This is a genomic window from Catenulispora sp. MAP12-49 (assembly GCF_041262705.1).
Classification (GTDB): Bacteria; Actinomycetota; Actinomycetes; order Streptomycetales; family Catenulisporaceae; genus Catenulispora.
In genome coordinates this window covers 139,644-166,141 of sequence record NZ_JBGCCP010000021.1, presented here as the reverse complement: position 1 = coordinate 166,141, position 26,498 = coordinate 139,644, and the positions used below count along the sequence as shown (strand labels likewise).

Annotated in this window: 22 protein-coding genes and 1 pseudogene; 14 read left to right on the top strand and 9 right to left on the bottom strand. The window is 69.3% G+C overall.

What is annotated here, in order from left to right; translation table 11 throughout:
* Positions 1-84: 84 nt before the first annotated feature.
* The 3 genes and pseudogenes from ABIA35_RS31975 to ABIA35_RS31965 all read left to right on the top strand — a co-directional run bounded on the left by ABIA35_RS31975 (position 85) and on the right by ABIA35_RS31965 (position 2,378).
* Positions 85-537 carry a hypothetical protein gene (locus tag ABIA35_RS31975; protein ID WP_370347496.1) on the top strand — a complete coding sequence of 151 codons (453 nt, stop codon included), beginning with the start codon at positions 85-87 and terminating at the stop codon, positions 535-537.
* 159 nt (positions 538-696) lie between these two features.
* Positions 697-1,428 (top strand): annotated as a pseudogene (locus ABIA35_RS31970) (glycoside hydrolase family 64 protein); the annotation flags it as partial.
* A 23-nt stretch (positions 1,429-1,451) separates the two neighbouring features.
* Positions 1,452-2,378: a glycoside hydrolase family 16 protein gene (locus ABIA35_RS31965; RefSeq protein WP_370360368.1), complete on the top strand. Its 927-nt coding sequence runs from the start codon at positions 1,452-1,454 to the stop codon at positions 2,376-2,378.
* A gap of 88 nt (positions 2,379-2,466) precedes the next feature.
* Here the strand turns inward: ABIA35_RS31965 and ABIA35_RS31960 are convergent, their stop codons facing one another.
* The 4 genes from ABIA35_RS31960 to lhgO all read right to left on the bottom strand — a co-directional run bounded on the left by ABIA35_RS31960 (position 2,467) and on the right by lhgO (position 8,565).
* On the bottom strand, positions 2,467-3,225 hold the full coding sequence (locus ABIA35_RS31960; RefSeq protein WP_370360390.1) for a hypothetical protein: 759 nt from the start codon (positions 3,223-3,225) through the stop codon (positions 2,467-2,469).
* A gap of 28 nt (positions 3,226-3,253) precedes the next feature.
* On the bottom strand, positions 3,254-4,432 hold the full coding sequence (locus ABIA35_RS31955; protein ID WP_370360367.1) for a hypothetical protein: 1,179 nt from the start codon (positions 4,430-4,432) through the stop codon (positions 3,254-3,256).
* Between the two features lie 95 nt (positions 4,433-4,527).
* Positions 4,528-7,299: a SpoIIE family protein phosphatase gene (locus ABIA35_RS31950; protein WP_370360366.1), complete on the bottom strand. Its 2,772-nt coding sequence runs from the start codon at positions 7,297-7,299 to the stop codon at positions 4,528-4,530.
* Between the two features lie 75 nt (positions 7,300-7,374).
* Positions 7,375-8,565 (bottom strand): L-2-hydroxyglutarate oxidase, encoded by a 1,191-nt coding sequence (gene lhgO, locus ABIA35_RS31945; protein WP_370360365.1) that lies wholly within the window; start codon positions 8,563-8,565, stop codon positions 7,375-7,377.
* 212 nt (positions 8,566-8,777) lie between these two features.
* On the opposite strand from lhgO, the gene ABIA35_RS31940 reads away from it, so the two are divergent.
* The 7 genes from ABIA35_RS31940 to ABIA35_RS31910 all read left to right on the top strand — a co-directional run bounded on the left by ABIA35_RS31940 (position 8,778) and on the right by ABIA35_RS31910 (position 19,542).
* Complete coding sequence (locus tag ABIA35_RS31940; protein ID WP_370360364.1) at positions 8,778-10,769, top strand: hypothetical protein; 1,992 nt, start codon at positions 8,778-8,780, stop codon at positions 10,767-10,769.
* A 14-nt stretch (positions 10,770-10,783) separates the two neighbouring features.
* Positions 10,784-12,067, top strand: a complete 1,284-nt coding sequence (locus ABIA35_RS31935; RefSeq protein WP_370360363.1) for a S8 family serine peptidase — start codon at positions 10,784-10,786, stop codon at positions 12,065-12,067.
* Between the two features lie 369 nt (positions 12,068-12,436).
* Entirely contained in the window at positions 12,437-13,210 is a 774-nt protein-coding gene (locus tag ABIA35_RS31930; protein WP_370347481.1) for a BTAD domain-containing putative transcriptional regulator, read from the top strand.
* Positions 13,211-13,578: 368 nt separating this feature from the next.
* Positions 13,579-14,766: a hypothetical protein gene (locus tag ABIA35_RS31925; protein WP_370347479.1), complete on the top strand. Its 1,188-nt coding sequence runs from the start codon at positions 13,579-13,581 to the stop codon at positions 14,764-14,766.
* Complete coding sequence (locus ABIA35_RS31920; protein WP_370347477.1) at positions 14,763-16,889, top strand: tetratricopeptide repeat protein; 2,127 nt, start codon at positions 14,763-14,765, stop codon at positions 16,887-16,889. The genes ABIA35_RS31925 and ABIA35_RS31920 overlap by 4 nt, the downstream gene beginning before the upstream one ends.
* 53 nt (positions 16,890-16,942) lie before the next feature.
* Positions 16,943-18,868, top strand: a complete 1,926-nt coding sequence (locus ABIA35_RS31915) for a RiPP maturation radical SAM C-methyltransferase (RefSeq protein WP_370360389.1) — start codon at positions 16,943-16,945, stop codon at positions 18,866-18,868.
* Complete coding sequence (locus ABIA35_RS31910) at positions 18,865-19,542, top strand: DUF5825 family protein (protein ID WP_370360362.1); 678 nt, start codon at positions 18,865-18,867, stop codon at positions 19,540-19,542. Before ABIA35_RS31915 ends, ABIA35_RS31910 begins: the two co-directional genes overlap by 4 nt.
* On the opposite strand, the gene ABIA35_RS31905 is transcribed toward ABIA35_RS31910, so the two are convergent.
* Positions 19,539-19,784, bottom strand: a complete 246-nt coding sequence (locus tag ABIA35_RS31905) for a DUF6289 family protein (protein ID WP_370347474.1) — start codon at positions 19,782-19,784, stop codon at positions 19,539-19,541. The two genes, ABIA35_RS31910 and ABIA35_RS31905, sit on opposite strands and share 4 nt — an antisense overlap.
* A gap of 149 nt (positions 19,785-19,933) precedes the next feature.
* Between ABIA35_RS31905 and ABIA35_RS31900 the strand changes: the two genes are divergently transcribed.
* The gene (locus tag ABIA35_RS31900; protein ID WP_370360361.1) at positions 19,934-20,296 is read left to right on the top strand and encodes a YncE family protein; all 363 of its coding nucleotides are present in this window, start codon (positions 19,934-19,936) and stop codon (positions 20,294-20,296) included.
* A 30-nt stretch (positions 20,297-20,326) separates the two neighbouring features.
* Here ABIA35_RS31900 and ABIA35_RS31895 read toward each other — a convergent pair whose 3' ends face one another.
* Positions 20,327-21,787, bottom strand: a complete 1,461-nt coding sequence (locus ABIA35_RS31895; RefSeq protein WP_370360360.1) for a PLP-dependent aminotransferase family protein — start codon at positions 21,785-21,787, stop codon at positions 20,327-20,329.
* A 46-nt stretch (positions 21,788-21,833) separates the two neighbouring features.
* Between ABIA35_RS31895 and ABIA35_RS31890 the strand changes: the two genes are divergently transcribed.
* The 3 genes from ABIA35_RS31890 to ABIA35_RS31880 all read left to right on the top strand — a co-directional run bounded on the left by ABIA35_RS31890 (position 21,834) and on the right by ABIA35_RS31880 (position 24,359).
* Complete coding sequence (locus tag ABIA35_RS31890) at positions 21,834-22,655, top strand: metallophosphoesterase (RefSeq protein ID WP_370360388.1); 822 nt, start codon at positions 21,834-21,836, stop codon at positions 22,653-22,655.
* A gap of 90 nt (positions 22,656-22,745) precedes the next feature.
* Positions 22,746-23,165 carry a carboxymuconolactone decarboxylase family protein gene (locus ABIA35_RS31885; protein WP_370347468.1) on the top strand — a complete coding sequence of 140 codons (420 nt, stop codon included), beginning with the start codon at positions 22,746-22,748 and terminating at the stop codon, positions 23,163-23,165.
* A 102-nt stretch (positions 23,166-23,267) separates the two neighbouring features.
* A complete protein-coding gene (locus tag ABIA35_RS31880; RefSeq protein WP_370360359.1) occupies positions 23,268-24,359 on the top strand; it encodes a hypothetical protein in 1,092 nt (363 codons plus the stop codon).
* 12 nt (positions 24,360-24,371) lie between these two features.
* Here the strand turns inward: ABIA35_RS31880 and ABIA35_RS31875 are convergent, their stop codons facing one another.
* The 3 genes from ABIA35_RS31875 to ABIA35_RS31865 form a co-directional block, all read right to left on the bottom strand.
* Entirely contained in the window at positions 24,372-24,575 is a 204-nt protein-coding gene (locus ABIA35_RS31875) for a hypothetical protein (RefSeq protein ID WP_370347464.1), read from the bottom strand.
* 93 nt (positions 24,576-24,668) lie between these two features.
* On the bottom strand, positions 24,669-24,932 hold the full coding sequence (locus tag ABIA35_RS31870; RefSeq protein ID WP_370360358.1) for a hypothetical protein: 264 nt from the start codon (positions 24,930-24,932) through the stop codon (positions 24,669-24,671).
* Positions 24,933-25,199: 267 nt separating this feature from the next.
* Positions 25,200-26,453, bottom strand: a complete 1,254-nt coding sequence (locus ABIA35_RS31865; RefSeq protein ID WP_370360357.1) for a serpin family protein — start codon at positions 26,451-26,453, stop codon at positions 25,200-25,202.
* Positions 26,454-26,498 lie beyond the last annotated feature (45 nt).

Sequence of the window (26,498 nt, the reverse complement as noted above, 5' to 3'; positions counted from 1 at the left end):
GGCATTGATTCCTGACCTTTCCTGGAGGACCGGTCCTCCATTTCGCTTCGTCGCCTATCGCTGACGGCTGATATACACACCGTCATGACAACGAGACGCGTGCTTTCCTTCACCATCGTCGCGGCTGCGGCGCTGGTCACCGCGGGGTGTGGCAGCCACGGAGACGACGCCGGATACAAGACGTACGTCGACACGCTCAACTCGATCCAGGCCAACGACTGCATCATCGACAACGCGCCGTTCGGGCAGTTCCTGAAGGCCGGCGAGGCTCCCAAGCCGCCGCAGGTCGTGTCGTGCGGCGATTCCACCAGCGTGAAAGTCTTCGCGGTGGGCGACCTGGCGGGCCCGTACGACCAAGCGCAGGACCAGGCGGACAGCTTCTGCAAGTCGGCCGTGGCCCAGGTCCCGGACAGTGAGGCCCAGCAGTACATGCTGCCCGGGGCGACCGACCTGAACTACAAGATCATCTACCCCAGCCTGCAGGACGACTGGGACCACGGCTTCCACAAGGCGATCTGCTATCTCAGCGCGATCTAGAGCAAGGCCCTGAAAGTTTCTCCTCACGTCGCAGTCTCCGACCATGTCGGAGACTCGAACCCCGGCAACCGCTTGACGCATCGGGAAACCGGTCACAGGCTGACGAAACATGACGGAAGCGTTTACGGAAACGTCGTACGCGGTCTGACAGCGAGGTCTGACAGCGAGGTCTACTGGAGCTTCAACGGCCAGGTGAAGTCCATCGCCCAGCGGCCCTACATCGACATGCCCGCGAACTCCGCCGGGCGCATGTACTTCTACCTCGGCTCGCCCAGCGGGAAGTACTACGACTTCATCGAGTTCACCGTGGGCACGTCGTCCATCAACGTCGACACCACGCGGGTCGACCGCTTCGGACTCAAGCTCGCCCTGCTCCTGCACGGACACAACGGGTCGAACCAGGAGGTCGGCGAGGACTACGCCACGTTCCAGGAGAGCCGCTCGGCGACCTTCTCCCGGTTCAAGAACTTCGTGCCGACCGCGTTCAAGGGACTGGCGACGGACAACGCGCCGTACGGAATCCCGTCGCCCGGCGACTACGCGGCGTTCCAACCCGGCGGGGCGAACGCGAACTACTACAAGAGCTACGCCGCGTCCGTTGGCGACACCTCGGACACGACCGCCCAGATCTTCGGCTGCGCCGGGACGCTGGCCACCAACGCGCAGCTCTGCGCCGGGATCAACCGCCACGTCGCGCAATTGCCGATCGCGCAACAGTCCGTGGCGTCGAACTTCTACAAGAGCGCCCCGGCGAACTACTACGCGGAGTTCTGGCACCAGAACGCCATCAACGGCCTGGCTTACGGCTTCCCCTACGACGACTACGCGGGCCAGTCCTCTGATATCTCGGTCAGCGATCCGCAGTACATGGTCGTCGCCGTCGGTTGGTAGAGCAGGAACAGGAGCCCCCATCCATGTTCGGACACCCGCGTAAGAACAGCCTGCCGAGCTCGCGCCGCCGGCGGCCGACCTCCGTCCTGGCCATGCTCGCCGCGTGCACGTTGTCGGCCGCCGGCCTGGCGGTCGCGAACACCACCGCCGCTTCGGCGGCGGTGCCCGGTCCGCCGTCCGGCTGGAGCACGGTCTTCAGCGACGACTTCGGCGGCGCGGCCGGCACCGGCGTCGACACCGGCAAGTGGAAGTACGACACCGGGCCGGGCTCGAGCTTCGGTACCGGCGAGATCGAGACCATGACGAAATCCACCGCGAACGTGCACCTGGACGGCAGCGGCGACCTGAAGATCACGGCACTGCGCAGCGGCAGCGCCTGGACCTCCGGGCGCATCCAGACGACCACCGCGAACGTCGGCGCGCCGGCGGGCGGGAAGCTGGAGGTCACCGCCTCGATCCAGCAGCCGACCGGCGGCCTGGGCTACTGGCCGGCGTTCTGGATGCTCGGGCCGGGCCAGTGGCCGGAGAACGGCGAGCTCGACATCCTGGAGGACGTCAACGCCCTGTCGAAGCACTCGGGCACGATGCACTGCGGCACCGATCCCGGCGGCCCGTGCAACGAGACGAACGGCATCGGCAGCGGCCTGAAGGCCTGTTCGGGCTGCCAGTCCGGCTTCCACACGTACACGGTGATCGTCGATCGCACCAAGGCGTCGGCGGAATCGGTGACCTGGTATCTGGACGGCACGCAGTTCTTCAAGATCAACGAGAGCCAGGTGCCGACCGCGACCTGGACGGCCGCGATCGACCACAAGTTCTCGATCATCTTCGACCTGGCGATGGGCGGCGGCTACCCGAACGGGGTGTGCGGATGCACCACGCCGACCTCCGCCACCAGGTCGGGCGGCACGATGACGGTGCGGTACGTGGCGGCGTATCAGGTCGGCTGAGCAGATTGGCTGAGCAGGTCGGCTGAGCAGACAGGGCCGCGATCAGAATCGTGTGGCCGGGGCGCTCTGCCCGGCCACACGATCGCGGTCAGACCGGCGGCGTCAGATCGCTCTCGCTGACCGTGCACGTCAGCGGCGGATAGGTGAAGTCCGTCTCGTTGTTCTCGCGGCGGCGTAGTCGGTAGAACTCGCCGCTCTGCTCGTCGTCGGCCAGGGTGAGGCGGTCGCCGTGCGGGAGGTGTGCCTGTCCGTCGCGGTACTGGACGAGGGTCTTCGACGTCCGGAAGGTGACGCCGAGCCATTGGTTGTCCGCCGAGTGGGCCGGGGTGTCCAGGACGATTTTGTGCTTGAGACGGCGGTTCGCGGCGACGGAGAACAGGACGACGCTGTTGTGAGTGAGGGGGATCTCGAACTTCTCGCCACCGGGCGCCTTCGGTTCGACGACCAGCTTCCTCGGTGAGTCCGCTTCGGGATGCCGGTAGCAGGAGAAGACGGCGATGAACGATTCATCGGCCAGGTCGAGGGCTTGATCGGAATGGGCGCCCATGGTGGTGTAAGCGTTCGTATACGCCTCGATGAGGGCGTTGTTGAAGCCGATCGGAAGTCCCGCGCATTCCTGGATCTGTCGCGCCAGCCGTTCGTGCACCGGTCGGAAACGCTGCGCCGGGCTGCCGTACCGGGTGGTCGTGCGTACGAGCGGGACGCCCGCGTCCTCGATCCTGGTGAGCACGGCGCCTTGCCGGCCCTTCCCCACGCCTTCCCAACTGACCGAGACAAAGAGCTCCGCAAAGGGATTCCCCTCGACCGGCGACGGCAGCGGCAGCGGCAGCGGCAGCGGCAACGGCAACGCGTACGAGCGAACCTCGTCCGAGATCCTAGATTCGGGGAGCAACGTAGTCCCCCGTGTTCATGCTGAAGAAGATCTCGTCGCCGTAGTCGACGAACGACGTCGTCCTGTTCTCCTCGGCGTACAGCCTGCGCAGCTCGTCCATGCCGGCCTGGGTGGGCGGCTCCAGCCGCACCAGGTCTCCGGCCGTTTTGAGGAACGTGTGGCCGTCCTTGTGAACGGCTTCGGCGTTCGAACAGCGCACTACGTAACCCAGGCGGGTCGGGAGCAGTTCGGCGTCCAACATCGAGGACCGGATCTCGTGCGTGTACAAGCGATTCGTGGACAGCGGCATGAAGAACACGGAGCCGGGATAGAGGGTCAGGGTGAACTGCTGCGGGAGCGCCTCCCCGTCGCGTTCCCCGGCCGACTCCTTCAGACGGAAGTGGAGTTTGGTCAGCCCGCTGACACGCTTCACGCCGTAGTCGAAGGCGTCGTCGGCCAGCGGCTGAAGCTTGTCGAGCCCGTCGTAGAAGGTGCAGAAGGCCATGATGCCGTTGGCCGGCATGTCCTTGGTCTTGTCGGCGTGCGACGAGATCTTGGCCTTGGACTGCTTGCGCTCGGCCGTGGCGAGGGTGTTGTGGTAGATCTGCGCGAGGACGTGGTTCAGCGGCGCCGGGTCTCGGAAAACAGACGCGGCCTCGCGGTTCAGCGCCTCGACGATGGACGTGTCGGTGGCCTGGAAGCCCTCGGTCGGCCCCGAGAAGTTCGTCGAGCACCGGAGCAGGCGGAAATGGAGTTCGTCGCCGTCCGGGGTGACCGGCGTCAGATAGATTCCGCTGCGGTGGGCCGTTCCGGGCTTGGTGGACTCCGTCAGGGACTGGAATTCGTGCTCGGCGCTGATCCGTGCGAAGTGACCGGCATCGAGGTCGAAGAAGCGGCGGTAGTACACGCCGACGCCGTGGACCCGGAGGGGAACCCGGGACAGCTCCCGGATGACGAACACCCTCGCGGCAGCCGCCAATCGCGGATTGCCGGTCCCGGACCCGTCGCCGTACAAGTAGACGGTCTTCCCCGCGAGGTCGAGCGAACCGGAAGCGAGCTCCTCCGGCGTGATCACCGAACCGAAGAAGTCCTTGACCGCGTCGTCAGCGTGCCGCGCCGAAGGCGCGACCAGGATCGTGCTCCCATCGTCGATACAGGCTTCTGCTGTCTCCGGTATGAGCATGGACAGCACCCTCTCACGGGGTGGATGCTCGGCACGCTGTCCGGCTCACACCGGCTCACACCGGCTGACACCGGCTCACACCGGCTCACACCGGCTCACACCGAGGGCAGCGTCAGAGCACGCGGAGACTCGACTTGCGCCGGCGTCTGCGTGGGGATCGGCGCCGGGATGGCCTGCTCGGCCCAGATGATCTTGCCCTGCGGCGTGTAGCGCGTCCCCCAGCGCTGGGTGAGCTGGGCGACCATGAACAGGCCGCGGCCGCCCTCGTCGGTGCTCGCGGCGTACGTCAGGTGCGGTGAGGTGTTGCTGCCGTCGGAGACCTCCAGGATCAGGCTCCGGTCGCGCAGCAGCCGGACCCGCACCGGCTCCGAGCCGTACCTGATGGCGTTGGTGACCAGCTCGCTCAGGGCCAGCTCGGTCGCGAAGGCCAGCTCGTCGAGGCCCCATTCGTCCAGCGCCGCCAGGCACCAGGCCCGGATGTCGGCGACGGCGGCCGGATCGGAGGGCACGTCGCGCTCCACGACCCGGTCGGGGCCGAGCACCCTGGTCTTGGCGATCAGCAATGCCACGTCGTCCTGCGGGTGCTCCGGCAGCAACGCCTCCAGCACCGCCCGGCAGTTCTCCTCCGGGTCCCGGTCCCGCTGCGACAGTGCCGCGCGCAGCAGGTCCATACCGACGTCGAAGTCGCGGGTGCGCTCCTCGATCAGCCCGTCGGTGTAGAGCACGATCTGGGTGCCCTCGGCCAGCTCCACCTCGGTCGACTCGTAGGGCAGCCCGCTCGCGCCGAGCGGGGGGCCGGTCGGCAGGTCCGGGAAGACGACCTGGCCGTCTGGCGAGACCAGCGCGGGCGGCGGGTGGCCGGCGGTCGCGACGGTGCACAGCCGGGTGGTCGGGTCGTAGATCGCGTACAGGCAGGTGGCGCCGGTGACGCCGATGTCGGTGCCGAGGCCGGCACCGGTTCCGGGACCGCTGTCGGCGCCGCTGTCGGACTCCTCCTGGTCAATCCGGTTGACCAGCTCGTCGAGGTGGCCGAGCAGTTCGTTCGGCGGCAGGTCGAGGGCGGAGAAGTTGTGGACCGCGGTGCGCAGCCGGCCCATCGTGGCGGCGGCGTGCAGCCCGTGGCCGACCACGTCGCCGACCACCAGGGCGACCCGGCTGCCGGGCAGCGGGATGACGTCGAACCAGTCACCGCTCACCCCGGACTGCGCCGGCAGGTAGCGGTGGGCGACCTCCAAGGCGCTCTGGCCGGGCAGGGCACGCGGCAGCAGGCTGCGCTGCAGGGTCACGGCCATGGCGTGCTCGCGGGTGTACCGGCGGGCGTTGTCGATGCTGACGGCGGCCCGCGCGACCAGCTCCTCGGCCAGCGTGCGGTCGTCGTCGTCGAACGGCCCGGGCTTCTTCGACCGCCAGAAGTTGACGACGCCCAGGATGATGCCGCGGGCCTTCACCGGGGCGGTGATCAGGCTGTGGACGCCGTAGTCCATGATGCGCCTGGTCAGCGCCGGGTCCTGGGCGTGCCAGCCGGGCGCGGCCGCCAGGTCGGGCACGACCTGCGAGCGGCCGCTGTCGAAGCCGCGGGCCATCGGGGAGGACGGGATGAAGGCGGTCAGTTTGCCGACCGGGTAGAACGGGTGGTCCTCGCCGACGCCGTGGACAGCGGTGCGGCGCAGGTTGACGGCGCCGGCGGCGGGCTCGTCACCGGCCAGCACCGGATCGGCCAGATCGACGGTGACGAAGTCCGCGAAGCCGGGCACCGCGACCCGGGCCAGCTCCTCGGTGGTGCGCGCGACGTCGAGCGTGGTCCCCACGCCGGCGCCGGCCTCGTACAGCAGGGCCAGGCGCCGGCTGGCCACCTCGGCCTTGCCGGACAGCGCGAGCAGCTCCGTGGAGTCCCGGATGGTCGCCACGGTGCCCATGGCCTGGCTGTGCGGATCGGTCGGCCGCTGGTTGACCACGACGAGCCGGCCGCCGACGTGGAGCAGTTCGTCGGTGACCGTCCGGCCCGACACCAGCAGCTCGACGGTCTCCGGGGTCAGGCCCGCGATGTCGCCCAGATACCGGCCCTCGGCCCGGGCGGGCAGGCCCAGCAGGTCGCACGCCTCGTCGTTGGCCAGCAACAACCGCCCGTCCTGGCCGACGATGACCACGCCCTCGCGGACCGCGTGCAGGACGGCGTCGTGGTGCTCGTACATCCGGGCCAGCTCGGCCGGGTCCATACCGTGGGTCTGGCGCTTCACCCGGCGGGCGATCAGCGCGGTCCCGATGGTGGCCACCGCGACGCCCGCGGCGCCGGTGCCCAGGATCACCGGCAGCTGCCGGCTGCTGACGGCGGTGACGTGCTTGACCACGAGCCCGGCCGAGACCAGGGCGGGTATCGACCCGTCCGGGGCGGTCACCGGGACGGTCGCCTGGACCTCGTGGCCCAGCGGACCGTGCACGCTCTCGGTGTAGACCTGCCCGTGCAGCGACGGGCCGATGGTGCCGACGAACCGCTGGCCGATCCTGCTCGGCATCGGATGCGTGTAGCGGATCCCCTGGTCGTTCATGACGACGATGAAGTCGACGCCGGCCACCTTGCGGGTGGCCTCGGTGATCGGCTGCAGGATCGCCGAGGGATTGGGCGTCTTGAGGGCGGCGAGCAGCCCGGGGGAATGCGCGAAGGTCTCCGCCACGGCGATCGATTTGTTCTTCGCCTCGGCGTCGCTGTTCCGCCGCGACTCCAGGACCTGCGCCAGGATCGCCCCGGCCACCAGCAGCACGACGACCACGAGTTCCAGCGCGAATACCTGAGTAGCCACGCTGCGCCGGTTTCTCGCGATCAGCGGTTTTCTGCGTACAGGCCACCGCCGGTCGACTCGCTCGACCATGAGCTTGTTTCTACCACTATGCCGGGATTATTCCATCAATTTCTCCTCAAGGTCTCGCCCCTCGGGATTCGGCTTTCACCTCCCCTCGGTCACCCGGTCCGCGATATGCCGCGCGATCTCCAGCGCGCTGGTGGCCGCCGGCGAGGGCGCGTTCAGGACGTGCACCTGGTCGCGGGCGGTCTCGATGAGGAAGTCGTCGACCAGTGAACCGTCGCGGCGCATGGCCTGCGCGCGCACGCCGGAGCCGTGGCGGACGATGTCCTGCTCGGTGACGGCCGGGACGAGGCGGGCCAGGCTGGCGGCGAAGCGCTTCCTCGAGAACGAGCGGCGGACCTCGTCCAGGCCGGTCGGGACCGCGTAGCGGCGGGCGAGGCGCCAGGTTCCGGGGAAGGCGGCCACCTCGGCGACGTCCTTCGCGGAGAAGTCGGTCCAGCGGTAACCCTCGCGGCGCAGGGCGAGCACGGCGTTCGGGCCGGCGTGCACGCTGCCGTCGAGCATCCTCGTGAGGTGGACGCCCAGAAACGGCAGCGTCGGGTCCGGTACCGGGTAGATCAGGCCCTTGACCAGGTGGCGGCGTTCGGGTCGGAGCTCGTAGTACTCGCCGCGGAAGGGCACGATCCGGGCCGACGGCGTCAGCCCGGCCAGGCGCGCCACCCGATCGGAGTGCAGGCCGGCGCAGTTGACCAGGGCGTCGGCGCGGACGATGCCAGCCTCGGTGGCGACCTCGACGCCTCCGGTGCGCCCGGCCCGGATCCCGAGCGCGGCGCTGTTCAGCCGCAGGTCGGCGCCGGCCTCGCCGAGCAGCCGGACCAGCGCGGCGCAGACGCCCGGGTAGTCGATGATCCCGGTGGACTCCACGCGCAGCGCGGCGACGCACGAGACCTCCGGCTCGTACTCCCGCGCCTCGGCCGGCGTGATCCGCTTCGCCGGCACGCCGTTGGCCACGGCCCGCTCGGCCAGCACGTCCAGCGCCGGGATCTCGTCCTGCCCGGTCGCGACGACGAGCTTCCCGCACACCTCGACGGGCACGTCGTACCGCCGGGCGAAGTCCACGATGGACCGGTTGCCGGCGACGGACATGCGGGCTTTGAACGAGCCGGGCTTGTAGTAGAGCCCGGCGTGGACGACGTTCGAGTTGTGGCCGGTCTGGTGCGCGGCCCAGTCGGCCTCCTTCTCCAGCACGGTGACGCCCAGCCCCCGCCCGGTCAGCTCCCAGGCCACGGCCAGACCGATGATCCCGCCTCCGATGACTACGACATTGCGCACGATCCGTCAGGTTACGCGACTGGGCATCGGCCGCCTAGGCACTGGCGATTTCGCTGCGCCACCGTGTCGTCACCGGCGTGGCGGCCGTCCCAGCATGCGAGAAACAGGGTCCGAATGTAAGAACACGTATAACGCACCGCATCCCTCAGGTCGTCAGTACTTCGAAAGGCACACCACGCCGGAGTTGATCCGACGATCTGGAGGAACCACTTGTGCTAGCCCGTACCCACCGTGTCCCGCTCCTGGCGGCGGCCATGGCCGTGGCGCTGACCACGGCAGCCGCCGGCTCCGCCGCGGCGACCGCTTCGCGACCCGTCGCGCAGACGGCTGTCCCGCAAGCCCATGCGGCGACGGCGCCTCAGATCAGCACCCTGCCGAACGGTGACCGGGTCCTCGTCACCGGTTCCGGCCCCGCCGCGATGGTCACGGTGCTGGGCCCGGACGGCGGGACCGTACCGGCCGTGCGCTACGCGCCGAATCCACAGCACGCTTATGTCATCCCCGACTCGGTCATGACCGCGCCGGCGCAGTTCGTGGCGTCGCAATACGAGATTCCGGCCCTGGAAACGGCCGCCGCACCCGCGGCGGTCCCGTACTACCCGCTGCACATCTTGCAGATCAACGGCGTGGACACGGACGGGGCCGGGGCCAGCGGCCAGACCTTCTTGTTCAACATGGACGACTCCAGCAAGGTCTCCCTGCCCCCGATCCTGCTGACCAACGGCGTGGCACGGCTCGCGGTGCCGGCCGGCCACTACTCGGCCACCACCTTCTTCCCCGTCTTCGACGCGTCGGGGGACACCATCACATCGCTGCGCATAGTGACGAACACCGACTTCACGGTCGCCGACACCGGCGTGACCACCGTGACCGCCGACGAGCGCCTGGCGACCGTGCCGGTGCTGGCGGCCACGCCGCGTCCCACCGTCAACGACGACGACCTCATCCAGTTCACCCGCACCGATCTCACGGGGCGGGCCACCGGCGTGTTGTCGAACTCCAACGGACCGACCTACGTCAATCCCACGGCGCCGGCGCAGGTCGGCGGCTTCGCGTACCAGCTGGTCGACTGGGGCGGTTCGAGCCCGGCCGGAAGCGCGGACCCCTACCGCTACGACCTGATGTACCCGGCCGCCGACCACATCGACGCCGACGAGACCTTCCCGGTCGACGCCTCGAAACTGGCCACGGTCCACAACACCATCGACAGCGACCCCGGCAACACCGGCCATCAGGGCCTGTACATGAACGCGTTCTCCGGGCCGACGCTCGGCGGCTTCGGCATCGGCTACGTCATCCCCACGCCGGAGCACCTGACCACGTACTACAGCGCACCGCTCGACGGCGTGAGCATCTCCCCCGCGGTCGCCATGGAACCGCCGTCCCGCGATTCGCAGTACGCGATCTTCGGCACCGACGCGCCGGCCTACAACGGTCCGGGCGTGACGTGGCGCACCTGGGGCCACGGCCCGCTCACCCCGCAGGTCGGCCAGTACCAGGCTGCCACCTATTGTCGGGCCTGCGCCGACGGCGACACGGTGGAGCTGGGGCTGAACCCGCTTCAGGACAGCTCGCCGGACACCTGGGGCGGGTTCTCCTACCAGAACGTCAGCCACATGACCGTCTACCGCGACGGCGCCCAGGTCCTCTCGCAGGACTATTCCACGGACGCCTTCCTCACCGGCCAGTCGCAGACGCCCGGCACCTACCGCCTGGTGTACGACGAGGACCTCACCGGGGCCCCGCTCACCCAGTCCACGGTGTCGCACACCGACATCACCGTGCCCTACGACCCGGCGGCGGACGCGAAGTGGACGCTGCCGGCTGCCGACACCTGCTACGCGCAGGGCAGCAGCACGACGGCCTGCTCGATCCTGCCGGTGCTGGATCTGAACTACCAGCTCGCCAGCGACGACGTGAACACCACGCACGGCCCGGTCGCGGGGATGCTGCTGACGGTCGGGCATCAGAGCTACGGCAAGGCCGGTTCGCAGGCGGCGATCACCGGCGCGACCGTGTCCGTGTCCTACGACAAGGGCGCCACCTGGACCCCGGCCTCGGTGGTCCCGGCCGGGCAGGGCCACTACGCCGTGCTGTGGACGAACGGCGCCAAGGGCGCCACGCCGTGGCTGAAGGTCACCGCCACCGACGCGCTCGGCGGCTCGATCACCCAGACCGTCGCCAACGCCTACACCATCGGCTGAGAGAGAACACAACCATGAGTCGAATAGGAAACCACCGGCTGCTGGGGATGCTCGGGGCCACCGTGCTGGCCATCGGCACGATCGCGGCGGTGGTCGCGCCAGCGAATGCCAGTACCGGTGCGGCTGCTGCGGCGACTGCCAAGAGCGGCGCTGCGCACGCGAGCAACGTGAAGGATGTGTGCGGTACAGCGAAGCCCGGGTTCGCTCGGTGTTTCGCGCAGATCCGCACCGACGTGCATGAGCCGGCGCACATCGGTCGCGTTGCGGGTACGGCGAAGGCGGCTGCGGCGACGCTTCCGGCCGGGTTCGGCCCGGCGGACCTGCAATCGGCGTACAAGCTGCCGACCACCGGCGGCGCGAACCAGACCGTGGCCATCGTCGACGCCGGGGACGACCCCACGGCCGAGGCGGACCTGGCGGTCTACCGCTCCACCTACGGCCTGTCGGCCTGCACCACCGCCAACGGCTGCTTCACCAAGGTCAACGAGCAGGGCAAGACCACCCCGGTCCCGGCCGACCAGGGCTGGGGCGTGGAAATCGCCCTGGACCTGGACATGGTCTCCGCGGCCTGCCCGCAGTGCAAGATCCTGCTGGTCGAAGCCGACCAGCCCACCGGCGACGACCTCGGCAAATCCGTCAACACCGCTGTCAGCCTCGGCGCCACCGAGGTGTCCAACAGCTACGGCGCCACCGAATCCAGCGTGACGCCCGCCGACGCCGCCTACTACACGCACCCGGGCGTGGCCATCGTCGCCTCCTCCGGGGACAGCGGCTACGGCATCCCGGCCGAACCGGCCGTGTTCTCCTCGGTGATCTCCGTCGGCGGCACCTCCCTGACCAAGGCCACCAACGCCCGCGGCTGGTCTGAGACCGCCTGGCAGGGCGCCGGCTCCGGCTGCTCCGCCTGGGTCGACAAGCCCGCCTGGCAGACCGACGCCAACTGCCCCGGCCGCATGGTCGCCGACGTCTCCGCAGACGCCGACCCGCAGACCGGCCCGGCCATCTACGTGACTGATACTCCGGACCTGGAAGGCCTGCCCTCCGGCTGGAACGTCGTCGGCGGCACCAGCGCCTCCTCACCGTTCATCGCCGGCGTCATCGCCCTGGCCGGAAACCCCGCCAAGTACAACAACGCCTCAGCCTTCTACACCCCCGGCGCCAAGACCGGGCTCAACGATGTCGTCGGCGGCAACAACGTCACGTTCCAGGACTGCGGCGGCGACTACCAGTGCAACGCCGTCACCGGCTACGACGGACCCACCGGGCTGGGCACGCCGAACGGGCTGTCAGCCTTCTGATTCCCAGCAACTCCTCCGACGGGCCCACTCGCTTGAGTGGGCCCGTCTCGCGTCGCTGCCCGGAGGCAGTGGAAGCGACTAGGGAGAAGCACCACGCGCCTGCGCTATAACAGCCCTCTGACATCGCCATTCGTCGCTTCGGCCAGCGATGGGGGCCGTCCGCGCAGCGTGAACCGATCTACCGGCCTGGTCGTGGTCCCTAAAAGGTGTCGGAGCGGGCGCAGCCCCGCCGGGTGCGGGGAGCACCCGATGTCGAAGACTCCGGGCTGGAACAGCCATCCCGTCGACTGCCGCATGCCGGAACGGGGGTGTGACCATGCCGGCGGGCACCCGCGGAAACCACACGGGCCGGCCGGGAGGGGATCAATCATGGAGTTCCGTCTGCTGGGTCCGGTTCAGGCGTGGGCCGACGGCCACGAGACCGCGCTGCGGTCGACGAAGGCGCGCTGCGTCCTGGCCGTCCTGCTGCGCACACCTGGAGCGCTGGTGCCGACCGACACCCTGGTCGACCGGGTGTGGGGGGACAAGCTTCCCGGTACCTCGGTGCGCTACAAGTACATCGGCTGGCTACGATCAGCGCTGGCTCCACATGGAGTGGATCTCGTAGTAGGCAACGGGGGCTACGTCCTGGACGTGGACCCCCTGCACGTGGACCTGCACCGGTTCCGCAGGGCTTTGCGATCCGCCTCCGCGGCGCTGCGGGACAGCACCTTCGAGAAGGCCGTCCAGCTGACCGAGGAAGGTTTGGCGGAGTGGCACGGCCCGGCGGTGGCGGGCCTGCCGGGGAGCTGGTTCGAACTCTTCCGCGGCCAGCTGGAACGCGAGCGGCGGGACGCCCGCGTCTTCCTGGCGCGCTGTCTGCTGGACCTCGATCGCCCCGCCGCGGCGGTGGCGCGGCTGACCGAGTGGGAGGGTGACTACCCCCACGACGAGGAAGTCATCGGGCTGCGGGTGCTGGCGCTCTATCGACGCGGACAGCACGGCGAGGCAGCGGCCTGTTACAAGCGCGCCGAGGCGAGGATGCGCGATTCCCTGGGAACGGTGCCCAGCCTGGGCCTTCAGGCGCTGCGCCGGCGGGTCCAGGACCGCGACATCGCCCTGGTCACCGCACGACTCCTTGATGGAGCCGTCTTTCCCGCGTGAGGGTACCTCTTCCGGAATATCCCTCGTGAATTCCATCCGGACTTCCAGTCCGGCTTCGCGTCGATCTTCCGCAGCGCTGCCGCAGCCTGAAGTGGTCGGCAGATGCTCTCCGCCGGCCCGATCACTCATCCGAGAGGAGGAGCAACCATGAAGAAGGTGACCGTCCGCAAGGTCGGCCCCGTGCGACTGACCAGCGTCGCCGCGGCGATGTACGGCGACCCGCAGTCGTGCCCCATCTGGATCGCCTGAACCGACGGCTGATCCGACGCCTGATCCACCAGGGCGGGCACCCGTGAGCCGCACCAACACGCTCGCGGGTGCCTTCCCCCCCTCCGGCACAGCTCCGCACCAGAAAGGTCATCCCGAGCATGAGCAGCCCGACCCGCATCCGCCTGCACCACCTCACCTTCGTCGACGAGGGCGACGAGGTCCTGGTCGGGCGGCCGGACACCGAGTCGTACGCGGTGCTGCCGGCGGACGGCGCTGAACTGTTGAAGCAGCTGCAGGTCTCCAGTGTCCCGGAGGCCGTCGCCTGGTACGAGGCGGAATACAGCGAGACCCCGGATGTCGAGGGCTTCCTCGGCGATCTGCGCATGCTCGGGTTCCTGCACGCCGACGACGAGGCCGAGCCCGCCGATCAGTCCCAGGCGCCGGTACGGTTGCGGCGTCTGGCGAAAGTACTCTTCTCCGCGCCGGCATGGCTGCTCTACGCGGCGCTGCTGGCCGCCGCCGTCACCTATCTGGTGACCGACCCGCAGCTGCGGCCGACGCCGACCCGGATCTTCTTCACCGGTTCGCTGATCGTCGTTCCGCTGGTGCTGGCCGCCGTCGAGATCCCGTTGATCTGGCTGCACGAGATGGCGCACGTCCTGGCGGGACGCCGGCTCGGGATCGCCAGCCGGATCGGTATCGGCCACCGCCTCTATTTCGTCGTGTTCCAGACCACCCTGACCGGGATCTACAGTGTCCCGCGCCGCAAACGCCTGCTCGCCTTCGTCGCGGGGATGGCCTGCGATCTCGTGGTCTTCTCCGTCCTCATCCTGCTGGCCGAGGCCGACGCCGCGGCGCACGGCACGCTCACTCTGCCCGGCCGGATCGCCGTCGCGAGCGCCTACTTCGCGATCATCCGGTTCCTGTGGCAGTTCCTGTTCTTCCTGGAGACCGACGTCCAGCACGTGCTGGCGACCGCGCTGAGGTGCACCGATCTGCGGGGACTGACCCGGACTTATCTCCGTTCCCTGGTACGCCGGGGCGCGCCGAAGCCCGTGGGGACAGCGCGGGAGCTGGCGGTGCTGCGCTGGTTCGGACCGCTGACCGCAGTGTTCGTCACCGTCCTGATAGCCGGCGGAGCCTTCTCGTTCTCCCGGATCGCCACCGAATACGTTTCCCGCCTCTCGCGCGGTGTGGGGCACGGCCCGGACTCCGCGCGCTTCTGGGACTCGACCGCCTCGTTCCTCTTCGTCACCGGCCAACTCGCACTTGTCCTCACCCTGACGCTCCGGGACCGCAGACGCGCGGCACGGCAGCCGAACGAACAGAAGGGCCTGACCCCATGACCACGAGCATCCATCCGCCATCGGCCGCCGAACAGCTCCGCCACGTCTGGATCGTCGGCGAACGCCGCGCGGCCCGCGCCGGGGCGGCGTCCACGCTCGGCCCCCGGGATATCGCAGTGAACTGCCATCGCCGTCTGCGCGGGCCCTTCACGGGCCTGGGCGAAGTGCTCCGCAGGCTCGTCCCCGACGCGTACGCGGTCGCGCCGGAGCTCGTCGAGAGCCACCGGGTCGCCATACTCTGCGCGGCCCCGGAGCTGGAACCGCTGATCGGATCCGCACCGCCGACGCTGACGGAGAACGCCGGGCCCGAGGAGCGCACCCGGTGGTACTCGCCGCTCCGGACCCGCAGGTTCAGCCACCACCTGGTCGAGTTCCTCGCCGCGTACGCGGTTTTGCGGTACGACAGCACGCTCTTCCTGGAGTTCGACACCGTGCAGGAGGCGGACCACACCGACGCCGAATTCCTGGCGATCGCGCTGCGCAGGCTCGACCCGGACCGGGTCCGGCTGGTGGTGGGCACCGACACCGCGACCGCGCTGATCCCGGAGCTCGTCACAGCGCTCGGGGCGTACGCCGTCCGCGTCGAGGCACCGGAACTCCACCGGGGACAGGCCTCCGGCACCGGCGAGCCGGCCGCCCTGGCCCGCGCCTTCGTCGACTCCGACTGTGTCAGCGACGTCCCCGGCGAGTACGAGGCCTATCAGGACCTTGAGCCAGCGGTCCGCGCCCGGCTCCACGACCTGCGGGCCGACAGGCTCGAGCGGCGGGAGGAGTTCTCCCTGCACCTGGGCGCGATCCCGTACCACCGCCTGCACGGTGCCGACCCGGTGCGGACGGCCTGGCCCGCGCTGGTCCGGGCCGAGATGCACTGCATGGACATCGGCTACTACCACGCGGTGCTGGAATACATCGAGGAGATGGCCGGGCTTCTCGACGTCGCGCCGCCCGACCACGACCTCGGCGGCGACCACCACGTCGCGACCCGCCGCGGCCAGATCCTGAGCCTGCTCGGCCGGCCGGAGGACGCCCTCGCCGCCTATGTCCGAGCTCTGAGTCAGACGACGGGTGCCCGCCAGACGATGGCGCTGCACTACAACATCGGCATGCTCCACACCCGTTTCGACCGCCCCGAGCGCAAGGACCACACGCTGGCCAAGGCCCATCTGAACACCTCGATCGCGATGGCCTCGCAGATCGCCGAACCGGGCCTGCGCGCGTTCTACACGGTGTTCATGAGCAACGGCCTGGCCCTGGCCGAACTGCACCTGGCGCAGCTGAGCTCGGCCCTGGAACTCGTCGACGGCGGCCTGGCCCGGCTGGACCGGGAACTCCAGGGCCACCTGCACGCCCTGCACCGCTCCGTACTCCGGCACAACAGAGCACAGCTGCTCATGGCGCTCGGCCGCCAGGACGAGGCGCTCAACGACTACGACGAGCTGGTCGTGCTCGACCCCCACTACCCGGAGTACTACTTCGACCGGGGGAACGCGCGGTACCAAGTCGGAGATGTGGCGGGAGCCCTCGCCGACTACGAGCACACGATGACTCTCTCCCCGCCGTTCCCGGAACTGTTCCACAACCGCGGCGACCTGAGAGCGGCCGGCGGTGACGCCGACGGGGCCATCGCAGACTTCTCCTATGTGCTGGAGCTCGAGCCGGACTGGCTGGAGTCCCGGATCGCCCTGGGCGCCCTCCTGCTCGAGATCGGGGCGGTCGACGCCGGAGCCGAGCTCATCGAGGCCGGACTCGCCCTGCATCCGGAGAACCCGCGCCTGTTGTGCCTGCTCGGCGAAGCCTCCATCGCCATCGGCGATACCGCCGCCGCGCACAGCGCGCTCGAACGGGCCCTGGCCGCCGACCCGGCCATGCACCAGGCACTCGCCGTCAGGGCCACGCTGTACTTCGGCGACCACCGCTTCGACGACGCGCTCGCCGACCTCGACCGCGCTCTGGATCTGGCCGGTGAGGACCCGGATCTCCTCTACAACCGCGGTTACGTCAACGAGGCCGCCGGGCAGCAGGCCGAGGCCGTGCGGGACTACACCCGGGCCCTCGAACTGCCGGGCGCCGACCGCGACGAGATCCTGGCCCGCCGCGAGCTCTGCCTGAGCGAGGCATCGTGAACACCGCGACGAACGCTGAGCGATCCGCCGATTCCACCACGGTGGCGGGCAGCGTGCCGGGCCCGAAGGTCGTCCTGCTCAACATGCCCTGGATGCCCATCGACGTGCCGTCACTGGCCCTGGGCATCCTCAAGCGCGCGGTGACGGAGAACGTCCCCGGCAGCGAGGTCGAGGTGGTGCACGCGAACCTCGACTTCGTGGACTGGATCACCGACCGCTACGACTTCACCCACCACGACTACCACTACTTCGCGGCGCTGACGTACTTCCAGGGACTCGGGGACTGGGTCTTCTCCTCAGCCCTCTACGACGACCCCGACTGGCGCACGGCCGAATTCGACGAGCAGTTCGCCGAGGCGATGACCGCCGAGGAGTACGCGCTGAACCGCGACCTGCACGCGCTGGTCCCGGAGTTCATCCGCGGTCTGGCCGAACAGGTCGCCGCGATGGGCCCCGACGTCGTGGGCCTGACCTCCACCTACCAGCAGACCGTCGCCGGCCTCGCACTCGCCAAAGAGGTCAAGCGGCTCCTGCCCGGCGTCGTCACCGTCTTCGGGGGCGCCAACTGCGACGGACCCCAGGGCGAGGCGCTGCACCGCAACTTCGCCTGGGTCGACTACGTGATCCGCGGCGAGGGCGAGGTCACGTTCCCGCAGCTGCTGCGGCTGCTCCAGAGCGGCGGCACCGGCTTCGAGAGCGTGCCGGGGCTGTGCCACCGCAGGCCCGAGGACGGGTCGACCGCGGCCAACCCGATGTCCAGCCGGCCGCTGCCGCCCGCCGCGATCGTCGCACCGGACTACGACGGGTACTTCGAGCGGCTTGAGGAGTCCCGGGCCGCCGACTGGGTCGAGCCGCGGCTCGTGGTCGAGGGCGCGCGCGGCTGTTGGTGGGGCGAGAAGCACCACTGCACGTTCTGCGGCCTCAACGGCTCGTCGATGGAGTTCCGGAGCAAGAGCCCGATGCGGTTCCGCGAGGAGATCGACGGCCTGGTCCGCCGGCATCAGATCCTCGACATGTTCGTCGTCGACAACATCCTGGACATGGGCTACATCTCCGCCCTGCTCCCCCGGATCATCGAGGACGGCCACGACCTCCGGATGCAGTACGAGATCAAGTCGAACCTGCGGCGGCCCCAGCTGGAGGTCCTCGCCCGGGCCGGCCTGGTCCACGTCCAGCCGGGCATCGAGAGCCTGGACAGCAGGGTCCTGCAGATCATGGACAAGGGCGTGACGGGCTGCCAGAACGTCCGCATGCTGCGCGACGGGGCGAGCTGCGGGCTGTCGGTGTCGTGGAACTATCTCTACGGCTTCCCCGGGGAGACCGACGCCGACTACGAACCGATCCTGGACCAGTTCCCGGCCCTGCACCATCTGGAGCCGGCCGGCGGGGCCGCGCGTATCGTGATCGAGCGCTTCAGCCCCTACTTCAACCGTCCGGAGCTCGGCTTCGACGGACTGTTGCCGGGACGGCAATACTCGCTCATCCACGACCTGCCCGAATCAGAGCTCTTCGACCTGGCCTACCTCTTCGAGTCCAAGCCCCAGGGCATCGGCCGGCCGATGGCCGACCGTCTGGACGAGGCGCTGGCCACCTGGCAAGCCGAGTTCCGCGACAGCCGGCTGACCCGGTGCGACCTCGGCGAGGAGATCCTGTTGACCAACCAGCGCAGCGCGTTCCCGTGGGAGCACCTGCGGCTGGTCCGGCCGCTCGACGTGGCCGCGTTCCGGTTGCTCGATCAGCCGCACACCCCGACGGCGCTGACCCGGAAGCTGGCCGAGGCCGGCCTTCCCGGGGCGGATCAGGAAGCGGTGTCGCTGCTGCTGCGCGAGTGGTTCGCGCTCGGCTTGCTGTTCCGCGATGACGGCCACTACGTCCAGGTGGCCCCGGACGCGACGAACGACGAGCTGCTCCGGATCGACGCCCGCCGGTTGCTGGGCAGCGAAGCGCTGGTCGAGGAGCTCGTGGGGGCTGCGTCATGAACGGCAACGGCACGAGCACCAGCACCAGCACCAGCACCAGCCAGACTCTGACGCTGTGGCGCCATCCCGATCCGGGGACGGCGGCGATGCCGGGCGTCCGGATGGGGACGAGGACCCCCGGCCATCCGGCATCGCTGTTCGCCGACGACCTCTACCGCCAGGGCGTGCGCCGAGTCGCCCTCGGGCACGTCGTCGACACGGTCGGGGATCCTTCCCGGGCCGCAGCGGTCATCAGGGATCTCGCGCTGGTCCGCGATCTGACAGCGCGCGGCATCGTCGTCGAGTGGCGGGTCCGCCTCGACGCCGCCGGCTCCGGATGGCGGCTTCTCAGCCATCTGTTTCCCCCGGCCGAAGTCCTCGGCGCCGAGGACGCCGCGGACATCGGTCTGAAGTGGAGCGATTCCTTCTACCTCTGCAAGTGCATCCACCGCCGCGGCCCGGGATTCGTCCAGATCCGCGACCGCCGCACCGGGGAGCTGCACCGGCTGACGCTCGACGAGCCGGAGTACCTGGAGGCCCTTGCGCGGCTGCTCGACGGGGTCGCCGAGACCGCGCTCCCGGCGACGGTCCTGGAGGACTTCTCCGGCGAGAACCTGGTGTGGCGAGCGGGCGGCTACGCCGTCTGGTTGCCGTACCACGTCCAGCGGTGGCCCTGGCCTTCGATGCTCGTCTAATCGGGGGCGTTGCACGCGGAGTTCGTGACCACGACGAAGCCGCTCATCGTGCCCCACGACGACCGCCCGCCCGCGCAGTCGACGAAGATCTGGCCGACCACGGTGGTGTGGCTGATGGTGGAGTAGTAGGTGGTGGTGCAGGCGTAGTCCGCCTTGCACGCGGCGTAGGCGTGAGCCGGCGCCGTCGAGAAGGCGAAGGCTGAGGTTCCCAGGAGCGCGGCGACGGTGAGACGACGGATCAAGGCTGCCTCCGGACGAGAGCGGCGGGTGCGCCGACGGGTGTCAGTGTTCTGAGTTGGTGGAACACTGCTGTATTTGCTACTGCTATCGGCGGCCCGCCGCAAGAGGCGGCCCCGCCGGGCTCACGAGTCCGACCCTCGCCTCCGGAACCGTGACCGAGATCGATGTGCCCACCGGAAACATCTTGAGAAACCTCGCCGTCGACGCGGGCGTCACGACCATGATGATCCCGCCGGATGGGAGCCATGTTTACCTGTTCGGCGATTCCACGTCGGAGACGGTGGCGTACCTCGACACCGCCACCGGTGAATTCGGTACGCCCATCGAGGTCGGCGAGACACCGACCGACATCGACTTCACCCCGGACGGCAAAGAGGCCCTGGTTCTCGTCACCAGCCAGAACGGGGGAACTCCGGGGACCACTGTCGTCGGGCTTCACGTCCCGGCAGATACCCCGGCCTTCTCGGCCCGGATATTGCCCGGGTTCGCCTTCTTCACCGGACATCAGCTCTGAAGCTCTGAAGCTCTGACCGAAGGCAACGGCCTATCGCAGGCGACCGTGGTGGGCACGGAAGTCCGACCACACGTCGCGAAGGTTGCGCAGCGCGGCCATGATCTCCTCGTCGCTGGAGGTCAGGGTGAGCCTGAGGTGCGCGGAAGACCGGCCGTCGCCGCGGTACATGCCGCCGTATCCGACCGTCGTGCCGTGCGCGGACGCGAAGCCGACGAACTCGGCGGTGTCGCGTACCGGTAGCCGGATCCATAGAGACGGGCCGATGCCCGCGGACTCGTTGCGCCACTCGGGGAGCTCGTCGTGCAAGAACGCGGAGGCTGTGTGCGCGCGGCGTTCCATCTGGGACCGGCGGTGCGCGACGATCTGGCCGTGGTGCGCCAGGAGCTTGGTGAGCACGATCTGGCTGGGTACCGAGGTTCCGGCGTCTGTTCGTGCCTTGATACGCACCAGGGTTTCGACGAGGTTCGGGTGCAGGCGGATCCAGCCCGTCTTCAGGCCGCCCCAGTAGATCTTGTTGAACGAGCCGACCGTGATGATGTTCCGGTGCTCGGCCGGCGCGGCGACGGGGGTCGGGGCCGGGTCCGGGTGGTAGTCCGCGAGGGTGCGGTCGTCGACCACGACGGTGCCGCCCTGGGCCAGGCGGACCAGCATCGACCGGTCGGGGGCGGCGAGGCTGTGGCCGGTCGCCACATTGCAGGTGGCCATGACCACGACCATCGCTGCCCGGGTCGTGCGTGCCATACGCACGAGCGCGTCGGCGCCGACGGTGCCATCCCCGGTGCGGACCGGCACGATCCGCACGCCGAGGCGGCGCAACAGATCCAGGGCCGTGGGATAGGCGGGCGATTCGACGATGACGACGTCGCCCGGGGACAGCAGCATCTCGAACGCCAACGACAGCGACTGGGTCGCTCCGGTGGTCACGACGAGCGCTTCCGGCGTGGTCGGCAGGCCGTTCGCGCTCAGCGACGCGGCGACGGCCACGCGGGTGACATCGAGCCCTGCGATGGCGTAGCCGCTGGCGGGTTCGGCGCCGTCCGGATGCCCGCCGAGCAGTTCGTCCGCGCTGAGGGTCAGCGCCTCGCTCGGCAGGTCCGCGGCGTCGGGGAAGGTGGCGGCGGCGATGCCCGGATCCGTGCCGCTGCCGAGCCGGTATCGTCCGCGCAGCCCGCGCGGGAGCACCGCCTGGATTGCCTCGGCAGCCACTCGGCCAGACCCTGCCGCGACGAAGGTGCCGGCGCCGTGCAGCGGTTGCACGATGCCGCGTTGGGCGAGCAGTTCCATGGCGCGCGCCGTCGTGCTTCGGCTGATGTCCAACGCAGTAGCCAGATTCCGTTCTGAGGGCAGCGCCCATCCTTCGAGCAGCTCTCCGCGCTCGATGGCGCTTCCGATGGCGTCGGCCAGGCGGTGCGCGAGCGGGCCGGCGCCGTTGCGCCATTCGCCCAGGAGCGCCGACAGTTCGTCCTGCCGAATAGCGCGCGAAGAATCCAATTCTGGCTCCAGTGGACACCGGCCTGCTGCTTAACCTGCACCCGTGATGAACCTGCCCAATCAGACGACGGTTCTGCATGTATCCGATACGCATCTGTCCCCTGATTTCCCCGCGGCTACGGAGATGTGGACGGCGGCGGTGCGCTACATCGAGAGGTCCCGCCCCGATCTGGTCATCCACACCGGCGATGTCGTGCACGACGATCCGGACGACGACCGGGACCACGAGTTCGCCGCGTTCCAGCTGCGCCGGCTCACCACGCCGTGGCGGATCGTCCCGGGCAACCACGACATCGGCGACAGCGAGCCCGATCCCTACCGGGGCCTGATCAGCCAGGAGCGGCTGGCCCGGTTCCGGCGGCACTTCGGCGCGGACCGGTGGTCGGTCGCCATCGGCGGATGGCAGCTGATCGGGCTGAACGCGCTGCTGTTCGACAACTGTCTGGCCGCCGAGGAGGCCGAGCAGTGGGAGTGGCTGGAGGAACGCCTGCGCGAGGCGGACGGCCGCCCGGTCGGGCTGTTCATGCACAAGCCTCCGGCCATCACCTCCCTCGACGAGGGCCTGTACGTGAACAAGTCGATCGGGGTGACGTCGCGCGCCCGGCTGCTCGCTTTGGCCGCGTCAGGCACCGTGAAGCTCATCGGCTCCGGGCACTTGCACGAGCATGTGGTCCTGTTCAGCGGCGGCGCCTTGCTCGTCGGCGCGCCGGCGCTCGGACCGGTCCCGGGCGCAACTGCGGACTGGAACCTCGGGCTGCGCTGCAACGGCCTTGTGGAGTACCGCTTGTCCGGGGCGGCGGTGCGCGTCCGGTTGCTGCGGGAGGCGGATCTCGGCATCCCGAGCGCGGCCCGGCGCGGGGACCATTGACGATACCCGCACGGTATCGCTGGTGCTCAAAGAGTCTTGGACGGGCACGGAAGGTGGCTGTTGCACTGGTCTCGATCAAAGGAGCCAGTCATGAGCGAATACACAAAGCCGGAGCCCGTCGTCGAGATCGACGCCGGCCGAACTGCCGAAGCCCGGCGCGCACGCGGGATCGAGGCGTACGCGCGGATATTCGGGGTGCCCGCGGCGGAGGTGCCCGCGGCCATGGCGTCCCGCGTCGGACCGGTTTTCGCTGAGGAGGCCTTTGCCTCCGCCGGCGGACCGGCCTGGTCGCATGAGGGATTGACCGCCAGGGACCGGAGCATCGCCATCATCACGGCGCTGGTCGCCCAGGGCGTGTCCGGCGACCGGCTCGATACCCATCTGCGGTTGGCGAACGAGCACGGGATCGACCACGACGGGCTGACAGCGCTGATGACGCTGCTGGCCAACTATGTCGGCTATCCGTATGCGTCCGCCGCGATGGAATCGGTATTCACAACGCGCGGATGACACGCTGCCCGCTAATCTCTACGAGCTACTAGCTGAGCTACGAGCTACGAGCACCGTCCAAGGACTCAGTCAGAGAACGCGATCAGCGAGGTGGGGAAGCCGATGCCGGGGCGCAGTGACGGTGCACAGCGAGGCCGGCGGCGTGCCGTGCGCGGCGTCGCGGCGGTCGCCGGTGCGGCGCTCGCGGTGGCTGTGGTCGCGGGGTGCGCCAGCCGGGGCGGGCTCGCGGCGCGGTCGGGTAAGTCGGCCGGCGGGGCGATCCAGTTCGCGGCTGCGCAGGTCGCCGCGGCAAAGAGTGTGCATGTTCATGGGGCGATCTCGGACGGTTCCTCCGGAGATGTCTCCGGGACTGACGCCGGAACCGTCTTTGGAACTGACTCCGGAACCGTCGACGGTTCGATCGTCTTCGCGCCGACCCTTCAGGGCGATCTGACCCTGAAGGCCGACCATGACCCGGACGTGCTTCCCGCCCGCATCCTCTACGACGGCACGACCCTCTACACCGCGATCCCGAAGAGCGTCCACGCCACGACCAAGGCCAAGCCGAACGCCTCGTGGTTCGCAGTGAACGTGGCCGACGTCGTACCGAAGAACTCGCCGGCCCTCGCGCTGCTGAAGTCCGACCCGGCGGCGCTCGTCAAGGAGATCCTGGCCAAGGGCAAGTTCACCCAGACCGGGACCGGCACGGCCGACGGCGTCGCCGCGACCCGCTTCACCGGCGACCTCACCGGCGACGCCGGCGGGCACGTCGAGGTCTGGCTCGACGCCTCCGGCCTGCCGGTCGAGATCGTCTTCCAATCCACCGACGCCAAGCAGGCCAAGCAGGCCAAGCAGCCGACCAGCCGCACCGAGCTGCACTTCAGCCAGTGGGGCCAGCCGGTCACGATCAAGGCGCCGCCGGCCGATCAGGTCCTCACCGAACAGGACCAGATCTCGTTCGACGTCCCCGGCCAGCAGTTCAAAATCGGCGGCGACCAACTGGACGGCTCGACGTTCGCCCAGAACGGCGGCGGCGTCATCATCGGCGACGCCCCGTCGAACGCCCCCACCCAGCCGATCTGCATCCCGATCACCCTGCCGTCGCAGGCCCTGTCGGGTCTGTCGGGTCTGTCGGGTCTGTCGGGCCAACCGGCTCAGCCGACCCCGACGACCATATGCCTCACCTCGAACAACACGCCGCCGACGCATCCCTGAGCCGCGGGGCGATCAAACCCTGGCGCCGCCGTCACTCCCCGCGCGCTTGCCACCGCGCGTCTTTTGCCCACGCAGCCGACGGGTCATATCCGCGGGGTTCTCACGAGTGTGCGGCGCCCGCACTTCGCGCGGCTCTGAGATGACCACCGCCAGCATGGTCACGAGCAGGATCAGGCCGAGGATCAGCACCGTGGCGAGAAGGCCACCTGCATACATGACGACATCTCCCTTCGTCGTGTTCAGGGCTTCCTCTTAGCCTTGATCGGCGGGTTCAAACGGTGGTGTGAGGAACGTCCGCGATCCCCCTACCTAGGAGCCGGAGCCCTGCTGCTCCCGCTCTTGATCCGCAGAGCTCAGCTCCGCCCGCGCCTTCCGCCGGATGACAACGGCGAACAGGGGGATCCATGGCTGTAGCGCTTCCAGGACCTTCCGGGCTCGCTCCGAGCGTTCCGGGCTGCCGAACACGGCTGGCGCGATGACCAGGCCGAACAGGAGCAGCAGGAAGACGGCGGCGAGACAGGCCGGGACAAGGGTCAGCACGACGGTGAGCGTTTCGGCGTAGTGCAGATCCATCGAGGGCACTCCTCTGGCTCGGCCCGCGCTGGACGCGGGTCATCGCCAGAAGTCTCGTCCACCTGGTTGTGAGAACGCCTCACGTGCCAGGCCGATGGAGCCGGGTAGGTCCCGTGGCCGATTCAGCCAATGGCCTGCACCGTGATGTCGACTCCACCGCAGTCGGGACTACTCCCCTCTGCTATCGCTCTCAGCGTACTTACGAACCTCCGCCCCGCACCAGTAGCAGCCCGGAACTAACTGGTGGTCCAGCTGCTTGATCAGCCCCTACTCTCGCTCGGTCTCGCTCCATGACTTCAGCATGGCCTCAATCTCGAGCTCCTCCGCCGGCGGCTGGTACGTCTCGGGCTCCGCGACCCAGCCCGCCGCCATGATGAGGCCGGACATGCGGTGTACCGCTAGGAAGCCGAAGGGGCGGTCGAACTCGACGCGGACCTGCTTCACCCTTCTCGGGGGCACCGGTGGGGCGCCTGCGGCGGACGGGGCGACGGCGGTCACTGCCGCCGCTTCGAATCCGTCGGCGGTGAAGAGTGCCGCAGCACTCTGCTTTGCCTGGGTGACCGCCAGCGGCTGTGGGCTCATCGCGGGGAAGTGGCCGCGGGTCCTGTCCGTCACGGTCGCCAGGCCGAACACGTCGGGCTGTTCGAGGAGGTTGTGGTCGGCGGTCACTCGGAATCGCGGGGTCAGGACCAGGAGGCGGTCGTCCGGCTCGTAGTCGGGGACGCGCTCCACGATCAGGCCGGGGGCTGTGTCGCCGATGCGGAGTTCGCCGCCCTTGCGGCCGGTCCGGGTCTGGGCGACGAGGCCGCTTTGGAGGACCTCGCGCGCGGGGCGTCCCTCTTCGCCGATGACCAGGTACACGGTCACGCCGTCCGTGCCGACGACCTCCAGGCACGTGACCTCGCCATGCGGCGTCGCCACGACGCTCACGCGGTCCAGGATCCGGGTGACGCGGCGCAGCAGGTAATAGCGGCGGTCCTCCCACGGGCCGGCGTCGCCCCTGATGGGCCAGCCGACGTCTTCGAACGGCCGGGCCCAGCGCGTGCGCACCGACATCGCGGACGCCAGGATCACCCGTGTCTCCGGGGTCACCGCGACGGGCATCGCGTCGATGAGATTGTCGGTGTGCTGGCGGGCCCAGTCGTCGAGGAGGGGGCCGTCCACCGCCGAGTCCCCGGTCAGCAGGCCGACCGTGCCGAGCGGGAGTCCGGCCGTCCACCGCGGATCGAGCGGGAACTGCTCTCGGGCCCAAAGACCGAGCGCCGATCGCACGGCGGTCATCCCTCGAAGCTGGTCCAGAACCTGGAGCGCCGCGGCCCGGCTGTCGGTGGCCGGCAGTCCGACCGCGTGCTCCAGTTCCGTTCGGCCCTGACCTTCCGCCGTCGCGTCGGCCAGCAGCGCGAGCAGCGGCCACGTCGACGGAGCGCAGAACACCGACGACTCGTCCGAGCAGCTCCGGATCCAGCGTTCTGTCATCCGGTTGACCGCGCGGGTCGGCTGGACGAGCCGTGAGCTGCCCATGTCAGGCTCCAGTCGTGGTAGCAGGCGTAGTTCGCCATGCTCCCA